The following is a 21,426-nucleotide window of genomic DNA, read 5'->3' as shown; positions in this document are numbered from 1 at the left end:
GAGCACCGCGACAGCTTTGCCGTCCCTGCTGCTCTGGCCGGATGCGGGCGTTTACGCAGAAAAAGCGCCACGTGATCCCGCCAGCGGTGATGCGCGCCCAGACGGCAAGCGACAGGCGCAAAATGGCTTTCGGATCGCAGTCTTGCCGCACTGTCGCGACGCGGTTCCACTGGCAGTCGAAGGACGCTTCTACTCACTAGGATGCGCAATTCTTCCGCAGTGCATCGCCACCCGACATATCCCGAACAGCCCTGATGCCGACAGGCCGCGCCGGTGATCGTCCCATATTTCAAAGCAGACAGCTCAGTCAGCGTAATGATTTCGTCGTCAGCCACCTGAAGCCAGACCTGTGCCACGGGCGCGGAAACCGAAACGGTTTCCGGCACGATTTCTTTGAAGAAATCGTGAGGCGCGCGATACTGGCGGGGGTACTTCGGCTCTGATAGGCTGCGGGTCGCGCGAAAGACGCCCGTGAAGGAGCAGCAGTTGACCGAATTCCTTACCTCGCCCCAGGGCCGCAGGCTCGCCTTTTCCCAATCGACCGGAAGCGGCCCGACTGTGGTATTCCTCGGCGGGTTCAAATCCGACATGCAGGGATCAAAGGCCCTGTTCCTGGAGGCCTGGGCACGCGACCAGGGCCATGCCTTCCTGCGGCTCGACTATTCCGGTCATGGGCAATCCTCGGGTGATTTCGAGGCGGGCTGCATCGGCGACTGGGCCATGGATGCGCGCGCGGTGATCGGGGCCCGGACGGAAGGCCCGCTGATCCTTGTCGGCTCGTCCATGGGCGGGTGGATCTCGCTCCTTCTCGCCCGTGCGATGCCGGAACGGATCGCGGGCCTTGTGGGTATCGCCGCCGCCCCGGATTTCACCGCCCGCACCTGGGCGGAGGCACTGACTGACGCCCAACGTGATCAGGTCACCGCCGAGGGCAGGATCGAGATCGCCTCGGATTACGCCGATCACCCCTATATCTTTACCCGCAGGCTGTTTGAGGATGGCGCGCAGAACCTGGTACTGGAGCACCCGCTGCCGCTCCCCTTCCCGGTGCGGCTCCTGCAGGGTACGGCGGATACTGATGTGCCGCCTTCGGTCGCGCTGAAGCTCCTTGCGCATGCCGATTGTCCGGATCTGCAGCTTTCTCTGGTGAAGGGCGCGGATCACCGCTTTTCGACCCCGGACTGCCTGGCACAGATCGCGGCCAGCGTGAGCGAAGTCATCGCGCGCGCAGCCGGGCCGCAGGCAGCACAGGACAGGGCCGCGCGGTGATACACCGCCTGTTCACCGCTTTGCCGGTGCCCGCACGGCTTGTCGCTGTCCTGCTGATCGCCATGGCGCTGATCGCCGCGCTCTGGGTTTTCGCCCCCCGCGAAAGGGTCGGGCGCGACATCAGTTTTACCCCTGCGGTCCTGGGCGATGATCCCGAGGTCTGGCTCCAGGTGAGCGAACAGCAATATGCCGATATCCGCCCGGGCGCCGCGAAGCGCATTCTCTGGGCCGGTGAGAAAGGCCGCAAAACGCCGCTTGCCATCGTCTATGTGCATGGTTTCACCGCCTCGGCCGAGGAAATCCGCCCGGTGCCGGATGAGGTCGCCCGCGCGCTTGGCGCCAATCTCTATTACACGCGGCTGGCCGGCCAGGGGCGCGCGCCCGAGGCCATGGCCGGGGTCGAAGCCGGTGCCTGGATCGAAGACATGGCCGAGGCTATGGCGATCGGGCGCATGCTGGGCGACCGGGTGATCGTGATCGGCACCTCGATGGGGGGCGCGCTGACCGCATTGGCAGCGACCGACCCGCAGCTTTCCGAAGCCATGGCCGGGGTGGTGCTGATCTCGCCCGCCTTCGCATTGCACAATCCGGCAAACTGGATGATCGATGCGCCCTTCCCCCGGCTCTGGACGCCTCTGGTTCTGGGGGCGACCCAATCCACAGCGCCGGTCAACAGCGAGCATGAGAAATTCTGGGCGACCCGCTGGCCGACCGCCGCGCTCTACCCCCTGGGCGCCCTGATGCGCGAGGCGCGGGCGGCCGATTTCACCGCTGCGATGATGCCGCTTCTGGTGCTTTACGCGCCCGCAGATCAGGTGATCGATCCCGCCGCCATCGCGCCGGTCATTGCGACCTGGGGCGGATCGGTCGCGGTGAACGAGCGCCGGATGCAGGCTGGAGATGACCCCTATGCCCATGTTATCGCAGGAGATATCTTCTCACCGGGACAAAGCGAGGCCGTGGCAGAGCTTATCGTGACCTGGGCGCGCGGGCTCTGACCCCGCCTCGCCTGCCGCCATGAAAGCAAAAGGGCCCCGTCGGGGGCTCTTTGCCATATATCTAGCAGGTTCTGTAGCTGGCCCGGGGCTCAGCCCGCCAGATCGGCGGGACCGCCCTGGACACTGGCCAGCCGGATCGGCGTCACGGTTCTGGCCCGTTTGCGTTCCGGCTTAGGGGCTGCCGCATTGGCGTCGATGAAATCCAGCACCAGCGGGCGGATGTTCAGCCGCCAGGATTTGCCGGCGAAGATACCATAATGACCGGCGCCGGGCTCCAGATGCTGCGCCTTTTTCTCGGGCGGCAGGCCGGTCAGCAGATCGAGCGCCGCAAGGCATTGGCCGGGCGCGGAAATATCGTCATTCTCACCTTCAACGATCTTCACCGCCACACGGGTAATGGCCCCGATATCGACATGCCTGCCCTTCACGGTAAAGGCGTTGCGCGCAATCTCGCGGTTCTTGAAGATCCGCTCGACGGTCGAGAGGTAGAATTCTGCGGTCATGTCCATCACCGCGAGATATTCGTCATAAAAGCGGTTATGCCCGTCCTGGTCCGAGGCCTCGCCCCGCGCCTCGCGCATGATCTGATCGGAAAACGCCTTGCTGTGGCGTTCCCCATTCATCGAGATAAAGCCCGCCAGCTGCAACAGCCCCGGATAGACCAGCCGCCCCGCGCCCTTATATTTAAAGCCGACGCGCTGGATCATCATATGTTCCAGCTGGCCCATGGTGACGCGGTTGCCGAAATCGGTCACTTCGGTCGGCGCCGCATCGGGATCGACCGGCCCGCCCATCAGCGTCAGCGAACGTGGCTGCGCATCGGGATCTTCCTGCGCGAGCCAGGCGGTGGCCGCAAGCACCAGAGGCACCGGCTGACAGACCGCAACGACATGGGTGTCCGGCCCCAGCTCTTTCAGGAATTCCGCGATATAAAGCGTGTAATCCTCGACATCGAAAGTGCCCGCTGACACCGGAATGTCACGCGCATTATGCCAGTCTGTCACCCAGACATCTGCATCCGGCAAAAGTGACGCAACCGTAGACCGCATCAGGGTGGCATAATGGCCCGACATCGGCGCAACGATCAGGATACGGCGCGCCATCGGATCGCGGCGCCGCACCGAGAACTGCAACAGATTGCCAAAGGGCCGTTCCAGCACGATTTTCTCGTCAACCAGGTGATCCTGGCCCTCTGGCCCGACCACGGTACGGATGCCCCAGTCGGGCTTTGCCACCATCCGCGCAAAGCTGCGCTCGGTCACTTTGCCCCAGGCCGCCATCATCGGAAGCATCGGATTCATCGAAAGCGCGAAGATCGGATAGCTCGCAAGCGCCTGCATGGACGCGCCCAGCCACTCATTTGTGTTACGGGCGCTTTCCATCACGTCATAGGTGGCCATATACTTCACGTCACGTCTCCATACCCGCCGGGATTTGCCCGGCCTGCGACCGGAGAACTCCCGTACCTGCGCCCTCACGCGCGACTGGTCCGGGCCCTCATGGTCAAGGCGGGGCGGGGCTGGAGTCGTTATGCTGCGCAGCAGCAAAGTTAGGGGGGAATTTTTTGTATGACAACTACCGAAAGAAAAGAAGAAACGGATAGTGTCGCACGGATGGAACGGCTGAATGCCAATCTTGCCCGTATCGAAGAGCTGACGCAGCGCCTCACCGCCGCCATTTCCGCCCGGCGCAGCCATGATACCGCCCTCGATGGTCCCGCCTCGGATGTCTATCTCAAAGCCGCCGCTTCCTGGGTTGCGGGCATGATGCGCGACCCAGGCCGCATGCTGGAACAACAGATCGGCTATTGGGGCAAGACGCTGAAACATTATGTCGAAGCAAATCAGGTGCTTGCCAAAGGCGAATTCAAAGCCCCCTCTGATCCCTTCCCCAAAGACCGTCGCTTTGCCAACCCGCTCTGGGAGACCCATCCCTTCTTCAACTACCTCAAGCAGCAATATCAGCTGAATTCAGAGGCGATGACCGGCGCGGTCGGCCAGATGGAGACGCTCTCGCCCGAGGATAAAAAGCGGGTCGACTATTTCACGAAACAGATTGTTGACATGTTCTCGCCGACGAATTTCCTCGGCACCAATCCGGATGCACTGGAACGTGCGGTCGAGACCGATGGCGAAAGCCTTGTCCAGGGGCTTGAGAACCTCGTCCGTGACATAGAGGCCAACAGCGGCGAGCTGATGGTGACGCTGGCCGATAAGGAGGCCTTTACCGTTGGCGGCAATATCGCGACGTCTGAGGGCGCGGTCGTCTATCGCAACCGGATGTTCGAGCTGATCCAGTACACGCCGACAACCGATAAAGTTCACAAGACGCCGCTGCTGATCTTTCCGCCCTGGATCAATAAATTCTACATCATGGATCTGAAGCCGCAAAACTCGCTGATCCGCTGGATCGTCGATCAGGGTTTCACGCTGTTTGTCGTGTCCTGGGTGAACCCGGATGCGTCTTATGCCGATGTCAGCCTCGACGACTATATCCGCGACGGTTATCTGCGCGCGATGGCCGAGGTGCGGCGCATCACCGGCGAAAAGCAGATCAATGTCACCGGCTATTGCATCGCCGGCACCACGCTGGCGCTGACGCTTGCACATCTGCAAAAGGCCGGCGACAAGACGGTCAAGACCGCGACTTTCTTCACCACCCTCACCGACTTCTCGGATCCGGGCGAGGTGGGGGTCTTTCTCGACAACGATTTCGTGGACGGGATCGAACGGCAAACGGCCCAGGACGGGATCCTGTCGAGCCTGTTCATGCAGCGCACCTTCAGCTTCCTGCGTTCGAATGACCTGATCTACACGCCGGCGATCAAAAGCTACATGATGGGCGAGGCACCGCCGGCCTTTGACCTGCTTTACTGGAATGGTGACGCCACCAATCTGCCGGCGCGGATGGCGGTCGAATATCTGCGTGGATTGTGCCAGCAGGACGGGTTCGCAAAGGGCGAGTTCCCCGTTTTCGGCGAGCCGGTGAACCTGGGCCAGGTTCAGGTGCCACTTTGTGCGATCGCCTGCGAGACCGATCACATCGCACATTGGAAGGGCAGCTTTAACGGCATCAAACAGATGGGGTCAAAGGACAAAACCTTCATCCTGTCGGAATCCGGTCACATCGCCGGGATCATCAATCCGCCCTCCAAGGGGAAATACGGCCATTGGACCAGCGCGGCGCAGCCCGGGGGCACGCCCGAGGCCTGGCTCGCAGGTGCAGAAAAGACGCCGGGCAGCTGGTGGCCCCGCTGGGGCGCCTGGCTCGCCGCCTCTTCCGGCGCGCTGGTGAAGGCCCGCGCGCCTGGCGGGCCGGAAAACCCGGTTCTTTGCCCGGCACCCGGAACCTATGTGAAACCGGCCACGGCTCAGAACTGAGCCACAGATGCATCTGGTTATGTCCCGTGGGCGATTCGAAAAAGCCAGGTTTTCCTGGCTTTTTTCTGTGTCACCCCGCCAGAAATGAGCGATCTCCCGCTACGTCACCCTTGCTTCTGCCGAAGCACCGATCCGCCTCAAAGGTGCGCCGGAAAGCAGGGCGGATAAAAATAGCGTTAAATCACAATTGCCTGCGAGAAAGGCGCCCTGGCAGCCTTTGTCACTGCCCTGTGACCCTGCCATGTTAATGCTGCATTGCAGAATAATCCTTGAAATGCTGCAATGCAGCATGTATATAGTCCGTCAGGAAACGGGCTGACCCGCTGCAACCGCCCGATATACAGGAGAATTGCAATGACCAAGACCACCGACTTCACCAAAGTGTTCCAGGACGTCCTGGCTTCTTTCCCGGTTGACGCTTCGGCTTTCCAGAACGCATTCAAAACCCAGGCCGCTTTCGGCGAGAAATTCTCGAAAGTCGCTCTCGAAGCCGCCGAGAAATCGACCGAACTGTCGGCCGTCTGGGCCAAAGAGACCTTCTCGCGCCTTTCGGACATCACCAAAGCCAAGACCGATCCGGCTGACTACACCAAAGCCGTGACCGATTTCGCCTCGAAAGCTGCCGAAGCTGCTGCCGAAAACATGGCTGCCTTCGCTGAAATCGCGAAAAAAGTCCAGGTCGAGACCGTCGAGCTGCTGCTTGCCGCCGGCAAGGAAGCCCAGGACGACGCATCCGCCGCTGTGAAAAAAGCTGCTGCCGACGTGCAGTCGGTTGCCAAAAAAGCCACCGCTGCCGCGAAGTAATCGCAGCCGCGAAACAGTCTCCGGCCGGCGCGCGCCCTCCCCGGGTGCCGGCCAGGATCCAGGTTTGAGCGGGCCCGGACGAGCCCGCTCTTGCTTTTTGATCAGACGCGCCGCTAAGCTTCTCTGCAAGCGCAAACGGAATTGATGCCCTGCAGCGTCGGTCACCGTAAATCCCGGGAGGAGAGCAGAATGTCCGCCACTGACAAGCCATTGCTGATCAAGCGCTATGCCAGCCGTCGTCTCTATAATACCGAGACCTCGGATTATGTGACGCTGGAGGATATTGCCGGCCTGATCCGCAAGGGGCGCGAGGTGCAGATCATCGACCTGAAAACCGGCGATGACCTGACGCGGCAATATCTGCTGCAGATCGTGGCGGAGCATGAATCCAAGGGTCAGAATGTGCTGCCGGTGAATGTGCTCACCGATCTCGTGCGCAGCTATACGACCGGCATGCAGGCGGTGATGCCGCAATTCCTTGCAAGCTCGTTTGAAATGCTGCGCAACAGCCAGTCGAAAATGGTCGAGAACCTGTCCACTTTCCCAAATCCGATGGCCACGATACCGGGCTTTGATGCGCTCCGGAAACAGCAGGAGGCCTTCCTCAAGACCGTGATGAACGGTATGCCGGGCTGGCCCGGGGCCACGTCTGCACCGGAAGCCGAGCCGGAAGGGGAAAAGGGGGAAGACCTCGCCGATATCCGCAAGCAGCTGGCCGAATTGCAGGCAAAGCTCTCGAAACTCTGACCCCAGCCCGCTGCGGAGGCCAATATGGCGGAAACCGAGGGCCGTGTAACGCTCTGGGGCATCGAGGTGTTCCTCGCCGCCGCCGAGGAAGGTGCGATTTCCGCAGCCGCGCGGCGGCTCGGGGTCAGCCCGTCGGCGGTCAGCCAGCAGCTGAGCGGGCTTGAAGCCGCGCTTGGCACGGTGCTGCTGGATCGCGGCGCGCGGCCGGTGCGGATGACCCCGGCGGGGACGATGTTCCGCCGCCATGCCCAGACCATGCTGAATGCAGCCCAGGAGGCGCGGGCGGAACTTGCGCGATCGGATCTGGCCGGGCTGACTACGCTGCGGCTTGGCATGATCGAGGATTTCGAAGCCGATGTGACGCCCCGGCTTTTATCGGCGCTGGCACGCGAATTGCCGGGCTGCCGCTTTCTGCTCGAGACCGGGCCATCGCACCGTTTGCTGGAAAAGCTCGACGCACGGGCGCTGGATATCGTGGTGGCAGCGGATCTGCCCGGCGAAGTGACCTGGGAAGGCGAGCGCGAGCAGCATCCGATCCTGCGCGAGCCGTTTCTGGCAATCAGACCGAAAAGCGGCGCGGCGGATCTGCCGCTGATCCAGTATTCCGCCCGGCATCTGATGGGCCGCCAGATCGCGGCGCATCTCTTGCGCGAGGGCCAGCGCCCTGCGGCGCGCTTCGAGCTCGACAGCTATCACGCGATCCTTGCCATGGTGGCCGGGGGCGAAGGATGGGCCATTCTGCCCCCGCTGGCACTGCATCAGGCGCGGCGCTTCCGCGCCGAAGTCGAAGTCTCGCCTCTGCCCTTCGCCGCCCTGTCGCGCAGCCTCTCGCTGATGGCCCGCGCGGGCGTTCTGCGCGACATCCCGGCCCTGATCGCGGGCCGGTTGCGGATCCTTGTTCGCGAGGAAGTTCAGACCCCTGCCCTGAAAGACTGGCCCTGGCTGAAAGACCAGCTTTCGGTCCTGTAACCCACGGCCCGCCACAGACGCGCCGAACGAAATCTTCAAAGATTTCGTGCCGGTTCCTTGTGAGGAACCGGGCGTTTCAGCCCTTGACGGCTTTCACCGCGCCAAGCACCGCCATTGCCAGATAGTCGAGCTCCTCGCGGCTGAGCCGCACCGGCAGCCGCATATCGCAGGCCCGCATCAGCATCGCCCTGGTCATCGGCAGCTCGGGCGTCTCGCCAAGGAACTGCCAGTTCCAGAAGGCCCGCGCATTGCCCTCGGAGAGGCCGAAAATCTGCACCGGCACACCACGCGTTTTCGCCTCGGCCTGGAATTCCCGCGACTCGGCATCGCTCCATTCACCGATCAGGCTGAACTGGATCGAATCCGGGGCGCGTTCCTCTGGCGCCAGAGCCTGCGGCACCGAGAGCCAGGGGCTTTCATTCAGCAGTAATGCCACATGGTCGTGATTGGCCCGGCCCTTCGTCACCCGATCCGCCAGCATCGGCAATTGCGGCCGGATCACCGCCGCCGAAAGGTTCTGCATCCGCACATTGTACAAGGGCAGCTTGTTCTGCCAATGGCCGAAGCTGTTTTGCAACCCGCCATGTTTCTTCCAGTTTTCCTCATAGGCGCCCGACATGATGATCGCGCGCGCCGCGAGTTCCGGATCATCGGTGATCATCATGCCACCTTCGCCGGCATTCACCATCTTGTAAGACTGAAAGCTGAAACAGCCCGCCTTGCCGATCGTTCCCAGCTTCTTCCCGTGCCAGAGTGTGCCAAGGCTATGGGCCGCATCCTCGATCACCGGGATACCCGCCGCATCGGCAAGCTGGCAGATGGCATCCATATCCGAGGTATGGCCGCGCATATGGCTGATCAGCACCGCATCGGCATCGGCAAGTTTCGCTTTGAAATCAGCGATATCGATACGCATATCCTGGCCCACTTCGACCAGAACCGGCACGCATTCCGCATGTACAACGGCCGAGGGCACCGCCGCAAAGGTAAAGGCCGGGATCAGCACTTTCGCACCGGGTTTCAGATCCAGCGCTTTCATCGTCAGGAAGAGCGCCGCCGAACAGGAGGACACGGCGAGGGCATATTTCGCGCCCAGAAGTTCGGCGAATTCGGCTTCCAGCAGCGCGACCGGCGCGTCTTTCGGCGCATTGTAGCGGAAGAGGTCGGCCGATTGCAGCAGCTCCTCGATCGCCGCACGGGCCGCCGCCGGGATCGGCTCTGCCTCATGCAGATCGGGGGCGTTGTGGGCGTTCATACGGGGGGTGTCTTCGATCACCGGGTTCTGACCATCGGCAGCCATGTTCAGCTTTCCTGAAAACTCTCTTCAGGAAGCATTTAAACCCGTGCCTTGCGACATGCCAGTGACGAATTTTTAACTGGCCGGTTTCCGCCAGTCTTTTCTCCTCTGGCGCGCGCCGAAAAGGGAAGGATTTACCCTTCCCTCATCCCTCAGCCTGTTCTGGCCGGAGCCGATGCGCCGCCCTGCACGGCCACTGCACGGGCCGCAAGATGCTCCAGCACTTCGACCAGCTCTGCCCAGGCGCTGCGTGCCATGGACCGAAACACCCGGATATGAAACTCCGTCTCGCCCTCGCGCAGGATGATTGCCGGGATATGGTTCAGCCCGGTCCGGACCACATGACCAATCGGGAAAGCTGTGAGCCGCAGATCCGGCGTGACCAGCCGCGCAAGCGCCGCCTCACCGCCCGCCCCCGCAAGCGAGAAGCCCGTCCAGGCGCCGGACTGATCGGTCACCGCTGCCGCCAGCCCCTCGGGCGGGCGCCCGCCGAGGAGAAAGGCCTGATCGCGCCCGGCCCAGATCAGGCGCAGGCCCCCGGCACTGTTGCTGCGCCCCGGCGCCGGAAATTCAAGCCCGAGGGTCGCCAGCGCGGGCGTAAGATCCTCGCCCGGAAAGGGCGCAATCGACCAGACCGGCGAGGGTGGCAGCACAGAAAGCACCAGCCCCGCCCGTGTCACCGGCCCCTGCCCGTCCAGCGCCGCTTTTGCGATCAGTTCAGCCACGCATCCGCCCTCCATCCGCGTCGAAGAACACCGGATGGGTGACTTCGCATTCCACATCAATGCCGCGCAGATGGTCGACCAGCCGGATCTTCTCGCCATGCCGTGCGCGGCCATCGGTCAGAAAGGCCAGCCCGAGCCAGCTGTCGAACGTCGGCGACCAGCAAACCGAGGTGACATAGCCCTGGTCATTCTCACGCTCGACGGCAAAACCGGGGCGGAAGAGATGCGCGCCGGCAGAAATGGCCCCGGAAGCCTTCAGCCCGACCAGCTGTTCACGTTCGGGCCCCCAGAGGCCGGGGCGCTGGCTTGCCGCGCGACCGATGCAATCCTTCTTCGTGCTGACCATGGCCCCAAGGCCGACATCATCAGCCGAGACCCGGCCATGGATCTCGGCATGGGTCAGGAAGCCCTTCTCGATCCGGAGCACATTCAGCGCTTCCATCCCATAGGGGCCGCCGCCCATGGTCTCGGCCCGGGCGACCAGGTCACGAAACAGCGCCTCGCCGTAATCAACCGGCACCGCCAGCTCATAGCCTTCCTCGCCGGAAAACGAGATACGGAACAGCCGCGCCTCCACCCCGCCGACCGTGACCGGCCGGACCCCCATGAAGGGCAGATCGCCCAAAGGCTGATCCAGCACCGTGTCGATCAGCGCGCGCGCCTTCGGGCCGGCAATGGCGAATTGCGCGAAGGCCTCGGTGACCGAGATCACCCGCAGCTTCCAGGTCGCGCAAAAGGCCTGTTGCACGAAATCGAGATGGCGCATCACCTGACCCGCCGCGGCCGTGGTGGTTGTCATCAGATAGTGGGTCTCTGACAGGCGCGCCGATGTGCCGTCATCCATGACAAGCCCGTCTTCGCGCAGCATCAGCCCGTAGCGGACCTTGCCGACCGGCAAGGTGCTGAAGGTATTGGTATAAACGAAATCGAGAAACCGCCCCGCATCCGGCCCCTGAATGTCGATCTTGCCAAGCGTCGAGACATCACAGACCCCGACCGCACCGCGCACCATGCGAACCTCGCGGTCGCAGGCCTCGCGCCAGGTCGTTTCGCCCGGTTTCGGGAAATAGGAGGGGCGATACCAGAGCCCGGCCTCGATCATCGGCGCCAGCCGGTCGCGCGAGGCCTGGTCCGAGGTCAGGAACCGCTCGGGCGCGAAGCCTTTTGCGCGCCCCCCCGCCCCCATCGCGGCGATGGAAACCGGCACATAGGGCGGGCGGAAAGTGGTCGTCCCGGTTTCCGGAATGCCGCGTCCGGTCGCATCCGCCAGCACCGCCAGCGCCGCCACATTCGAATTTTTGCCCTGATCCGGCGCCATGCCTTGCGTCGTGTAGCGCTTCATATGCTCGACGCTGGCGAAATTCTCCTGGGCCGAGAGCTGCACATCCTTGACCGTCACATCATTGGCAAAGTCGAGCCAGGCGCGGCCATTGCGGCCCTTTGCGCCCTCGACCGACCAGATCGCGCGATGGGTATAGGGTGTGTCTTCCGCCGCCGGCACGGCCAGTTCCGGCGCCCGCAGATCAAGCGCCGCCAGCGCCTGTTCTGCGGCCAGCCTGCCCGCCGTCAACGCGCCATGGGTCGAGAAAGACCCATTCGCAGCACCTGCCGCAGCAAGCCCCGGCACCGCAGCTTCGACCGGCACGAAAGCCGCGATCTCCTCGGACCAGCGCGGGCGGCTGTTCATATGGCAGGTCAGGTGCAGGCCCGGGTTCCAGCCGCCCGAAACCGCCAGACAATCGGTCTCGATCCGGAAGGTCTCGGACCCTTTCCTGACGGTGATCGCCTGCAAAGCGTGGCGGCCTTTGGTGTCGATCACCACCGCGCCGGCATGGACCGGGCAATCCTCGACCACCGAAACATCTTCCCTCGGGTCGATGATCGCTGCGACCTGGACGCCTGCCGCCATCAGATCGCGGGCGGTCTGGCGGGCCTGGTCATTGGCGGCGAACAGCGTCACGCGCTTGCCCGGCGCCACGCCAAAGCGGTTCAGATAGGTCCGCACCGCCGAGGCCAGCATGATCCCGGGCCGGTCATTCATCGGAAAAGCGATGTGGCGTTCCTGCGCCCCGCTGGTCAGCACCGCGCGCCTGGCCACGATGCGCCAGAAACATTCGCGCGGCAGATTGGGCCGGGGCGAGCGGTGAAGGCCCACGCGTTCAAGCGCGCCATAAGTGCCATTGTCATAGGCCCCGGTCACGGTTGTCCGGGTCATAATGCGGACATTGGGCATGGCGCGCAGCTCTGCCTCGACCGTATGCACCCATTGCGCCGCCGGATCGCCGCCGATCAGCCCGCCATCCGCGATCAGGCGTCCGCCGGTCAGGGGCTGTTCCTCGGCCAGAATCACATCGGCCCCGGCCCGCGCGGCAGTCAGCGCGGCCATCAGCCCCGCCGGCCCCGCCCCGATCACCAGGAGGTCACAATGCGCCCAGGCTTTCTCATAGACGCCCTCGTCATGGGCCTTTGCGAGGCTGCCAAGCCCGGCTGCACGGCGGATGACAGGCTCGTAAAGCCCCTCCCAGAAGTGGCGCGGCCACATGAAGGTTTTGTAGTAGAAACCGGCGCTGAGAAAGGGCGAGACAAGATCATTCACCGCCATCAGATCATGGCGCAGGCTGCCAAGCCGGTTCTGGCTGCGGCTTTCCAGCCCGTCGAAAATCTCTTGCATCGTGGCGCGGGTATTGGGGGTGCGCGAGGTCTTGCCGATCACCTCGACCAGCGCATTCGGCTCTTCCGAGCCTGCCGTCAGCAGGCCGCGCGGGCGGTGATATTTGAATGAACGCCCGAAGAGCTTTACCCCATTCGCGAGCAAAGCCGAGGCAAGCGTGTCGCCGCGAAAGCCGCGATAGTCGCGGCCATCAAAGCGGAATGACACCTCGCGGGTGCGGTCGATGATGCCTTTGCCCTCAAGCCTCATCGCGCGCTCCTTTGCGGGCGGCGACCAGCTCGACGCCGGTGATTTCATGGGTGACGGTGTTGCGGCTGACAAGCAGCCAGGCGGCGCAGCCCTGGTCGTGATACCACAGATCGCGGGTCGGACCGGCCGGGTTGTCGCGCAGATGCAGGTAATTGTCCCAGGCCCCGCCCGGCGAAAGATCAGGCGCGCCGTCCGGGCCCGGGCGGTGGAGGTAATCCTCCGCCCCGTAATAAGTGAATTCACGGCGGTCGCGGGGGCCACAAAGGGGGCAGGTCAGTCTCACGTCAGGCACTCCGCAAAGGGCGGCAGGGGTGATGATGGAAGGGGGGGAAAAGGGGGCGCTGCCCCCCGGCCCTCGCGGGCCCCACCCCGGGATATTTCCGGACAGTAAATGAAAGGAGTGGCATCGGTTTACTCCCAGGGTGGGCAGGCAGAGGCCGGCGCGCGGGTCAGGCGATAGATGGTTTTGGCGCTGCCGGCTTCCACCAGATCGCTGAGCCCGCCGCAGCCTGTCTCGTCTCCGACATCAGGAACCTCCAGCGTGAAACTGCTGGTCTCGATTTCGAGACTGTCGCCGCGCGCGCTGCGGATGGTGAAACTGCCGCCATCGCATTCCACCTGGCAGGTGGTTTTGCCGCCACTCTCGCCGCAAAAGGCCGCCTGGCGGAAGCTGTGTTTCGAAAACCCCTCGCTGCGGGCGCGGCCCTGGTCACTGAAGCGGCCGGTCACGATGGCCGAGATAAATCCGTTGCCCCAGGGGTCGGGGCCGAGGCTGATCCGCAGCGCGGCGATATGTTGTTTTGGCGTCTTTGCGAGGTGGTCAGCGGTATAGTCGCGGGCAAAACAGCCCTGCGGGATCCGGGCCCCGGCCGGCGTCACAGCAGCGGATGCGGTCAGGGCGGCAAGGGTAAGACCGGTCAGAAGGCGCATCTCAGTCATCTCCTTTACAAATCGCGGGATCGGGCGGCGCGGGGTCAGACGCGCCGCTTTCGGGCAGCGAAGGGCCGGAGACCGCCTGCTTAACACGATGTTCCGGCTCACCGCGCGAAAGCACAAAGCCGACAAGGCGCAGCCTGCCCGATCACGCGCGCCCCCTGCTTTGGGAAAGGTTTCAGCCATGTCAGCGCGCAGCGGAGCCCCTGCCGGACGCCCACTCTCGCGCAGGTGTTGCCGCGCGGCACAGGCGGAACCTGCCCCGCCAGGCCACGGATGCACGGGGCCTGACAGCACATCGCCCGGGCAAATCTCCGCGCGGGCGCGCGCCAGAGCCGGGCCTGCCACCATCACCGGCCCGGGGGCGGCGATCTTATGCAGGCGCCCGCTCAATGCAGGTTATGCTGGCTGCCGGTGCCTTCCTCATCGAGGAGATGCCCGGTCGCGAAACGGTTCAGACGGAAACGGCTGGCGAATTCATGGCTTTCGCCGGTGGCCATCAGATGCGCCATGCACCAGCCCGAGGCGGGCACCGCTTTGAAGCCGCCATAGTTCCAGCCGCAATCAAGGAACAGCCCGTCGATATGGGTCTTGTCGATGATCGGCGAGCCGTCAGGCGTCATATCCATCACGCCGCCCCAGGACCTGAGCACCTTTGCCCGCCCGATCATCGGCATCAGCGTCATGCCGGCCTCCATCACATGTTCGACCATGGGCAGATTGCCGCGCTGCGCGTAGGAGGTGTAGAAATCCAGGTCGCCGCCGAAGACGAGCCCGCCCTTATCGGACTGGCTGATATAGAAATGGCCCATGCCAAAACTGATCACATGATCGATTACCGGCTTCAGCCCCTCGGTGACAAAGGCCTGGAGGATATGGCTTTCCACCGGCAGCCGCATCCCCGCCATCGCCGCCACCTGCCCCGACCGCCCGGCGGTGATGATCGCGACCTTATCGGCGCGGATCACACCGCGCGTGGTCTGGACGCCGCGCACGCGGCCGCCCTCCACATCGATGCCGGTCACTTCGCAATTCTGGATCAGATCGACGCCGCGCCGGTCGGCGGCGCGGGCATAGCCCCAGGCCACCGCATCATGGCGGGCGGTGCCACCCCGCGGATGCAACAGACCGCCATAGATCGGAAAGCGGGTCTGTTCGAAATCGAGATAAGGCAGCATATCACGCACGCCGTCCCGGTCCAGCAGCACCGCGTCATCGCCCTGGTTGATCATCGCATTGCCGCGCCGCACGAAGGCATCGCGCTGGCCGTCGGAATGGAAGAGATTGATCAGCCCGCGCTGGCTGTGCATGACGTTATAATTGAGATCAGCTTCCAGCCCTTCCCAGAGCTTAAGGCTGTGCGAATAGAATTCGGAATTGCCGGGCAGAAAATAATTCGCGCGCACGATGGTGGTGTTGCGCCCGATATTGCCGCCACCGAGATAGCCTTTTTCCAGCACCGCAATATTGGTCATGCCGTGGTTTTTCGCGAGATAATATGCGGTTGCCAGCCCGTGACCGCCGCCGCCGATGATCACCGCGTCATAATGCGGCTTCGGGTCGGGCTGGCGCCAGACCGGCTTCCAGCCGCGATTGCCGCGCAGCCCCTCAAGAATGACTTTCCAGCCGGAGTAACGCATCAGACACCTCGGGAATCTCTGCCCCTATCAGACAGCGAAGCCGGCAGAATTACAACGCCCGGGCTCTGCCATGGCCCGGCACCAGGGGCCCTTTGGCATGACGCTGCCTTATTTGGCCGGGCCCGGGCCGTTCTTTTGATCGCTGCGCCGGTTTCTGCCCGTGCTGCTCACCGTAAGCGGCCAGGTGAGGCCGGCACCAGATCGCCTTCACCCGGAGCCAGCCCGGGAGTTCGATACCGACGATCCGGGGGCCATGTCGCACCCGGATAACAAGAAAGGCCGGGCGTGATGCCCGGCCCCCTGTCAGAGATCCATCCGCCCCAGATCAGAGCCCCTTGGACCGGTAGGTCTTGGCCACGCGGTCGATGGCGACGATGTAGGCGGCGGTGCGCAGATCCTCGACATCCTCGCGGCCGTGCCAGACCTCGCGCATTGACTGATAGGCGGTGCGCATCGTGTCATCGAGACCCGAGCGCACCAGCGCCAGCTCGTCCGAGCCGGTCAGGAAGCGTTCTTTGAAATCATCCGACAGCGTCCAGCCAAGGCCCTTATCAGCCGAGAGCTGCTCCAGCTCTTCGACCAGCAGTCGCGAGCGCGCCTCTTCCGCCCGGCGCTGCATGCGGCCGAAACGGATATGCGAGAGGTTCTTGACCCATTCGAAATAGCTGACCGTCACACCACCGGCATTGGCATACATATCGGGGATGATGATCTTGCCCTTGTGGCGCAGGATCTCGTCGCCGCCAAAGGTGATCGGCCCATTCGCCGCCTCGATGATCAGCGGCGCGCGGATGCGGTCGGCATTCGACTTGTTGATCACCCCCTCCATCGCGGCAGGGATCAGAATATCGCATGCGGCTTCCAGCACCGAGGCACCATCCTCGATGAAATTGCCGCCGGGGAAGCCCTTCACGCCCCCATTGCGGGCGATCCAGTCGCGCACCGCATCGACATCAAGGCCCTTTTCATCGGTCAGCGCGCCATCGCGTTCGATGATGCCGATGATCTTGCAGCCATCCTCGCCCGAGAGGAATTTCGCCGCGTGATAGCCCACATTGCCAAGCCCCTGGACGATCACGGTCTTGCCCTGGAGGCCGCCTTTCAGCCCGGTCAGTGCCACATCACCAGGATGGCGGAAAAACTCGCGCAGGGCATATTGCACACCGCGCCCCGTGGCCTCGACCCGGCCCTGGATGCCGCCCGCATGGGGGGGCTTGCCGGTAACGCAGGCCTTGGCGTTGATATCGGTTGTGTTCATCCTGGCATATTGGTCGGCGATCCAGGCCATCTCACGCTCGCCCGTGCCCATGTCAGGCGCCGGCACGTTCTGCGCCGGATGGATCAGGTCGCGCTTGATCAGCTCATAGGCGAAACGGCGGGTGATCAGCTCCAGTTCATGCTCTTCCCACTGGCGCGGATCGACGCAGAGCCCGCCTTTCGATCCGCCGAACGGCGTCTCGACCAGGGCGCATTTATAGGTCATCAGCGCCGCCAGCGCCTCGACCTCGTCCTGGTGGACAGAAAGCGCGTAGCGGATGCCGCCCTTCACAGGTTCCATATGTTCGGAATGGACCGAGCGATAGCCGGTGAAGGTCTCGATCTTGCCGCGCAGCCGCACACCGAAACGCACCGTATAGGTCGAGTTGCAGACCCGGATCTTCTGCTCCAGCCCCGGAGAAAGATCCATCAGCCGCACCGCGCGGCTGAACATCAGATCGACGGAATCGCGAAAGCTCGGCTCGTCGGCGGTCTGCAGCATCTTCATCTTCCTCCAGGGTGTGCCATGGCTTCCCGCCATGTTATCACAAGGTGACCGCTCTTTCCGCCTGACCCAAGGGCCAGAATGATCAAAAAACAGTCAGACCTGGACTGGTTGCAGCGTCTTTTCGTCAATGTGATTCGTATCAGCAGGTGTTTGTTAAAGGTTAATGCGCGAAAAACCTTTCTCAGGTTGTGCGGCGCTGTTCACTCTCTCCGCACAATCCAAATTTGGGCAGGAACATCGTTTCTTTGCCACCGGAAAACCCGGGCCGGAACGAAGCTCCGCCACATTTCAGCCTGATCATTGAAGCAGTTTCACCTTGGGTCAGCGCGCCCGGAATCCGCTGTTATGTCCCGCTGGACAGTAGCAGCGGCCGGGAGGATGAACTTTTGGTGGTATTTGATCCGGGCTGATGCGCGCGCCGGGGCTACAGGGACGTGTGTATATGAAGAAGAAGGCATTTGAAGACCTGTCCGTGCGCCTCTCGCGCCAGATGCAGAGATTCACGCTGGAAGAGCGCGGCTCCATCGGGACAATCATGGTGTTCTTCTTTTTCCTCATGATCCTTCTTGGTGGCATCGCTGTCGATGTGATGCGCTTCGAGACCCAGCGTGTCGCGGTCCAGAATACGCTCGACCGGGCGACACTGGCGGTTGCCAATATGAACTCGGCCCTCAGGACCGACGACGTATCTACCACGCGCGAAGCGAGAGCGCGGTTTATCGTCGCCGACTATTTCAGAAAGGCGGGCCTGCCCGACAATCTTACCTATGTGCGTCTCGATGACGGTATGAATTACCGCGTGGTCGAAGCGCGCGCCGATGTGCTGTCGCATAACATTTTCATGAATCTCATGAATATTCCAACCCTCGAGGCCGTGAACACTTCGGTGGCAGAGCAGAAGATCACCGATATCGAGATCATGCTGGTGCTCGACGTGTCGGGTTCGATGGCAGGTGCCAAGATCAACAACCTGCGCGTGGCTGCGGCGGATTTCATCGACCAGGTGAAGGCCACGGATGACGAGAACCGCATCTCGATCGGCGTGATCCCCTATAACGCCCAGGTGAACCTCGGCGATGAATTGCGGGCGCGCTACAATATCAGCGATCTGCACGGGGTCCGGCATTCGAACTGCGTCGAGCTCCCGATCGGGACCGACAGGGACAACATCTTCCAGACGCTGGCCCTGTCCACATCCCTGGAGATGCCGCTGATGACTGCGGCGGATACAGAAAACACATCGTCGGCCAATGACAGCTATTTCAACTGGCGGACATCCGGCGAAGCCACGGTCGAGAACACCGCCGCAAAGCGCTGGTGCAATCCGAGCACCACAACAGAGATCACGCTGCCGACCAAGAGCATCACCAAGGCGAAAGCCGGGATCCAGGCGTTGCAGGCCAGCGGCAATACCTCGATCCTGCTGGGAATGCGTTGGGCCACCGCCCTGTTGGATCCGGCCGCGCGCGACGTCTACGATTCCCTGATCTTTCGCCGCGTGATGGACGACGATATGGACGGCCGTCCCTTTGCATATAACAGCGCAAGCTCTGTCGATGAGGATGCGCTGAAAGTGATCGTTCTGATGACCGATGGCGAGCATGTGGCCCATAACCGCATCGCCGATGGCTATAAGACCGGCCCGGCGACCATCCGCTTTTCCTATCGCCCCAATGGCGCCAGGACCGATTCAACGGATACCGCGACGATCTGGCGTTCAACCGCAGGCGAATGGTCCGTCTTCTTTGAAAGCAAGGTGGGATCAAATGTCTGTAACAGCAAGCCTTTCTGGGTGCCATCAACGGGATCGTGGCAGAACCGTCCGCTCGGTCTGACAGATACCGGATGCTTCAATCCGACCCGGGTCGTGAGGCCCGCTGACCCGGCCTATATCGCAACCTGGCAGGAGGTCTGGGCGTCCGTCAGGATGAACTATGCGGTACGCCAGTTCTTCGGTCGCCCGCTGGGAGCCAACAACAGCACCAACCGCAACAACGTCTATACCGGTGTGCGCAGCACCCTCTACACGACCTATGCCGATGCAGCGACGATGAACCGCCGTCTGGCCTCCAACTGCACCGCAGCCCGCAATGCCGGCGTCCTCGTTTATGGCATCGCCTTTCAGGCCCCCAATGCCGGCAAGGCCGCCATCCAGAGCTGCACATCTACCCCCGCTTCGACCTATTACTTCGACGTAACCGAAACAGCGAAGATCCAGGATGCGTTCCGCCTGATCGCAACCAATCTTAGCCAATTGAAGCTGACGCAATGAAATCCAGGTCCTTTTCTCCCGGTCGTCGCCTGCGTCGTCTCTGGCGTCGCGAAGACGGCGTGGCCTCGATCGAACTCGCCTTCTGCCTGCCGGTCCTGCTGATGCTTTTCATGGCCTCGATGGAGGCCGGCCTTTTCATGGTGCGCAGCGCCATGCTTGATCGTGGTCTCGATATTGCGATCCGCGATTACCGGCTCGGCCATACGCGGAGCATGAATGCTGAACAGATCCGGGACCGGGTCTGCCGGTTCACGCTTGCCGTGGCGGATTGCAAGAACAACCTGAAGGTCTGGATCGAGCCAGTCAACACAAGCACCACGCCCTGGACCCTTCCGTCGCGCGTCGATCCCCGGACCGGCCAGCTTCGGGTGTTCTGTGGCGACCGCAATGCCCCCCTGGTCTCGCCGATTCCCGGTACGGTCCCGGATGAGGCACATGACCAGAACAGGATCATGCTGATCCGCGTCTGCGCGCTTGAAGATCCTATTTTCCCTTCGACCTATTTCTCGATGCGTCTGACCAAGGACTCGGCCACCGGAAAATATGAGCTGGCCAGCGCAACGGTCGTTGTGACCGAACCGATCTGAGGAGATGCGCGTAATGATTTCCCTGTCCCGTAAAAAATTGCGGCAGTTCGCCAAGGACGAATCCGGCGTCATCATGACCGAATTCCTCATTGTGCTGCCCCTGATGACCTGGACCTTTATGGCCCTGGTGGTCTGGTGGGATACCTGGCGCACCATCAACGAGGGCCAGAAGGCCGCCTATGCCGTAGCCGATCTAGTCTCGCGTCAGAAGGAGGTGGACATGAACTTCATCAACGGTATGGAAACCGTGATGGCGGGGCTGATGGAGCGCCCGAACGTCATCTCGATGCGCATCACCTCGGTCAGATGGCTCTATGACGAGGTCACACAAACCGGCAGATATTCCCTGATCTTCTCGCGCTCGCCCTTTGGAAAGAAGACCCCGCTGACGGCGAGCAACGTAAACACCGACCTCCGCCATCTGATTCCGGTGATGAATTCCGGCGAGTCGACCGTCATCCTTGAGACCTGGACCAAATATTACCCGGCCTTCGATGTCGGCATACCGGTGTCAGACTTCCGCAATTTCATTGTGACCAAGCCGCGCTTCTACCTCAGTGTCTGCCTGAGCGAGAACATGACCCCCTGCGAGAGCGCGGCGAGCTGAAAGACGTCGGGCCCGCTATGTCTTTGCAAAGGCCGCGCGCCTCCACGCGCGGCCTTTCGCATCTTCGCCTGCTTCCCGGGCGAATATGGCGGGCGGGCTTTCGCGGGGCGCGCAGTCGGGTTAGTGTCCGCCACAGATCCTGCGCATGCACCCGCGCCGCCCTTACCCGCCTTATCCTACATCCGCCCTCCTCTTCACCCCCAGGCAAGCCCGCAGATGACACGCCTTCCGATCCTTCTTCCGCTCATCGCGCTTCTGGGCTGCGCGCCCTTTCCAGAGGTCGGCCCCCTGCCCGATGCCTCCGGCGCACCGCCCGCGCTTTTGCCGATGGACGAAGTGCTGGCGCAGGCGCCATCCGGGCGTATATCGGCGTCAACCGGTGAGGCTCTGGCCGCCCGCGCCGCCCGGCTGCAAAACCGCGCCAGGCTGATGCAGGGGCCGGTGCTTGACCCGGCCACCCGTGCCCGCCTGGCCGCGGCCATCGCGGCGGGCCGGGCCTGAACCCTCTCGCCG

At 62.8% G+C, this 21,426-nt stretch carries 18 protein-coding genes; 10 read left to right on the top strand and 8 right to left on the bottom strand.

Annotation, left to right across the window (positions count from 1 at the left end):
* The first annotated feature begins 486 nt into the window (after nt 1-486).
* Nucleotides 487-1,269: an alpha/beta fold hydrolase gene (locus M3484_RS18980; protein ID WP_249498760.1), complete on the top strand. Its 783-nt coding sequence runs from the start codon at nt 487-489 to the stop codon at nt 1,267-1,269.
* Complete coding sequence (locus M3484_RS18975; protein ID WP_249498759.1) at nt 1,266-2,267, top strand: alpha/beta hydrolase; 1,002 nt, start codon at nt 1,266-1,268, stop codon at nt 2,265-2,267. The genes M3484_RS18980 and M3484_RS18975 overlap by 4 nt, the downstream gene beginning before the upstream one ends.
* Nucleotides 2,268-2,356: 89 nt before the next feature.
* Here the strand turns inward: M3484_RS18975 and phaZ are convergent, their stop codons facing one another.
* A complete protein-coding gene (gene phaZ, locus M3484_RS18970; protein ID WP_249498794.1) occupies nt 2,357-3,667 on the bottom strand; it encodes a polyhydroxyalkanoate depolymerase in 1,311 nt (436 codons plus the stop codon).
* Nucleotides 3,668-3,835: 168 nt separating this feature from the next.
* Here phaZ and phaC point away from each other — a divergent pair, with 168 nt between their 5' ends.
* The 4 genes from phaC (at nt 3,836) to M3484_RS18950 (ending at nt 8,167) form a co-directional block, all read left to right on the top strand.
* The gene (phaC, locus tag M3484_RS18965) at nt 3,836-5,647 is read left to right on the top strand and encodes a class I poly(R)-hydroxyalkanoic acid synthase (protein WP_249498758.1); all 1,812 of its coding nucleotides are present in this window, start codon (nt 3,836-3,838) and stop codon (nt 5,645-5,647) included.
* Nucleotides 5,648-6,001: 354 nt separating this feature from the next.
* Nucleotides 6,002-6,451 (top strand): phasin family protein, encoded by a 450-nt coding sequence (locus M3484_RS18960; RefSeq protein ID WP_092898601.1) that lies wholly within the window; start codon nt 6,002-6,004, stop codon nt 6,449-6,451.
* A 189-nt stretch (nt 6,452-6,640) separates the two neighbouring features.
* Nucleotides 6,641-7,198: a polyhydroxyalkanoate synthesis repressor PhaR gene (phaR, locus tag M3484_RS18955; RefSeq protein WP_092898603.1), complete on the top strand. Its 558-nt coding sequence runs from the start codon at nt 6,641-6,643 to the stop codon at nt 7,196-7,198.
* Between the two features lie 24 nt (nt 7,199-7,222).
* On the top strand, nt 7,223-8,167 hold the full coding sequence (locus M3484_RS18950; protein WP_249498757.1) for a LysR family transcriptional regulator: 945 nt from the start codon (nt 7,223-7,225) through the stop codon (nt 8,165-8,167).
* A 76-nt stretch (nt 8,168-8,243) separates the two neighbouring features.
* Here M3484_RS18950 and M3484_RS18945 read toward each other — a convergent pair whose 3' ends face one another.
* The 7 genes from M3484_RS18945 to M3484_RS18915 all read right to left on the bottom strand — a co-directional run bounded on the left by M3484_RS18945 (nt 8,244) and on the right by M3484_RS18915 (nt 17,441).
* The gene (locus M3484_RS18945; RefSeq protein WP_249498756.1) at nt 8,244-9,467 is read right to left on the bottom strand and encodes a DegT/DnrJ/EryC1/StrS family aminotransferase; all 1,224 of its coding nucleotides are present in this window, start codon (nt 9,465-9,467) and stop codon (nt 8,244-8,246) included.
* Nucleotides 9,468-9,616: 149 nt separating this feature from the next.
* Nucleotides 9,617-10,189, bottom strand: a complete 573-nt coding sequence (locus tag M3484_RS18940; protein WP_249498755.1) for a sarcosine oxidase subunit gamma — start codon at nt 10,187-10,189, stop codon at nt 9,617-9,619.
* Complete coding sequence (locus tag M3484_RS18935) at nt 10,182-13,109, bottom strand: sarcosine oxidase subunit alpha family protein (RefSeq protein WP_249498754.1); 2,928 nt, start codon at nt 13,107-13,109, stop codon at nt 10,182-10,184. Before M3484_RS18935 ends, M3484_RS18940 begins: the two co-directional genes overlap by 8 nt.
* Nucleotides 13,099-13,392 (bottom strand): sarcosine oxidase subunit delta, encoded by a 294-nt coding sequence (locus M3484_RS18930; RefSeq protein WP_092898611.1) that lies wholly within the window; start codon nt 13,390-13,392, stop codon nt 13,099-13,101. Before M3484_RS18930 ends, M3484_RS18935 begins: the two co-directional genes overlap by 11 nt.
* 128 nt (nt 13,393-13,520) lie before the next feature.
* Nucleotides 13,521-14,039, bottom strand: a complete 519-nt coding sequence (locus M3484_RS18925; RefSeq protein WP_249498753.1) for a hypothetical protein — start codon at nt 14,037-14,039, stop codon at nt 13,521-13,523.
* A 392-nt stretch (nt 14,040-14,431) separates the two neighbouring features.
* A complete protein-coding gene (locus M3484_RS18920; protein WP_502942486.1) occupies nt 14,432-15,685 on the bottom strand; it encodes a sarcosine oxidase subunit beta family protein in 1,254 nt (417 codons plus the stop codon).
* 322 nt (nt 15,686-16,007) lie between these two features.
* Nucleotides 16,008-17,441 carry a Glu/Leu/Phe/Val family dehydrogenase gene (locus M3484_RS18915; RefSeq protein ID WP_092901828.1) on the bottom strand — a complete coding sequence of 478 codons (1,434 nt, stop codon included), beginning with the start codon at nt 17,439-17,441 and terminating at the stop codon, nt 16,008-16,010.
* Between the two features lie 448 nt (nt 17,442-17,889).
* On the opposite strand from M3484_RS18915, the gene M3484_RS18910 reads away from it, so the two are divergent.
* From M3484_RS18910 to M3484_RS18895, 4 genes are all read left to right on the top strand, one after another.
* The gene (locus M3484_RS18910; RefSeq protein ID WP_249498751.1) at nt 17,890-19,719 is read left to right on the top strand and encodes a pilus assembly protein TadG-related protein; all 1,830 of its coding nucleotides are present in this window, start codon (nt 17,890-17,892) and stop codon (nt 19,717-19,719) included.
* On the top strand, nt 19,716-20,306 hold the full coding sequence (locus M3484_RS18905) for a TadE/TadG family type IV pilus assembly protein (protein WP_249498750.1): 591 nt from the start codon (nt 19,716-19,718) through the stop codon (nt 20,304-20,306). Before M3484_RS18910 ends, M3484_RS18905 begins: the two co-directional genes overlap by 4 nt.
* 13 nt (nt 20,307-20,319) lie before the next feature.
* A complete protein-coding gene (locus M3484_RS18900; protein WP_249498749.1) occupies nt 20,320-20,913 on the top strand; it encodes a TadE/TadG family type IV pilus assembly protein in 594 nt (197 codons plus the stop codon).
* A 216-nt stretch (nt 20,914-21,129) separates the two neighbouring features.
* Complete coding sequence (locus M3484_RS18895; protein ID WP_249498748.1) at nt 21,130-21,414, top strand: hypothetical protein; 285 nt, start codon at nt 21,130-21,132, stop codon at nt 21,412-21,414.
* The last annotated feature ends 12 nt before the right edge of the window (nt 21,415-21,426 follow it).

The sequence above is a fragment of the Pseudomonas sp. GX19020 genome (assembly GCF_023371075.1).
Classification (GTDB): Bacteria; Pseudomonadota; Alphaproteobacteria; order Rhodobacterales; family Rhodobacteraceae; genus Pseudogemmobacter.
This window is presented reverse-complemented; position numbering and strand designations above follow the sequence as displayed.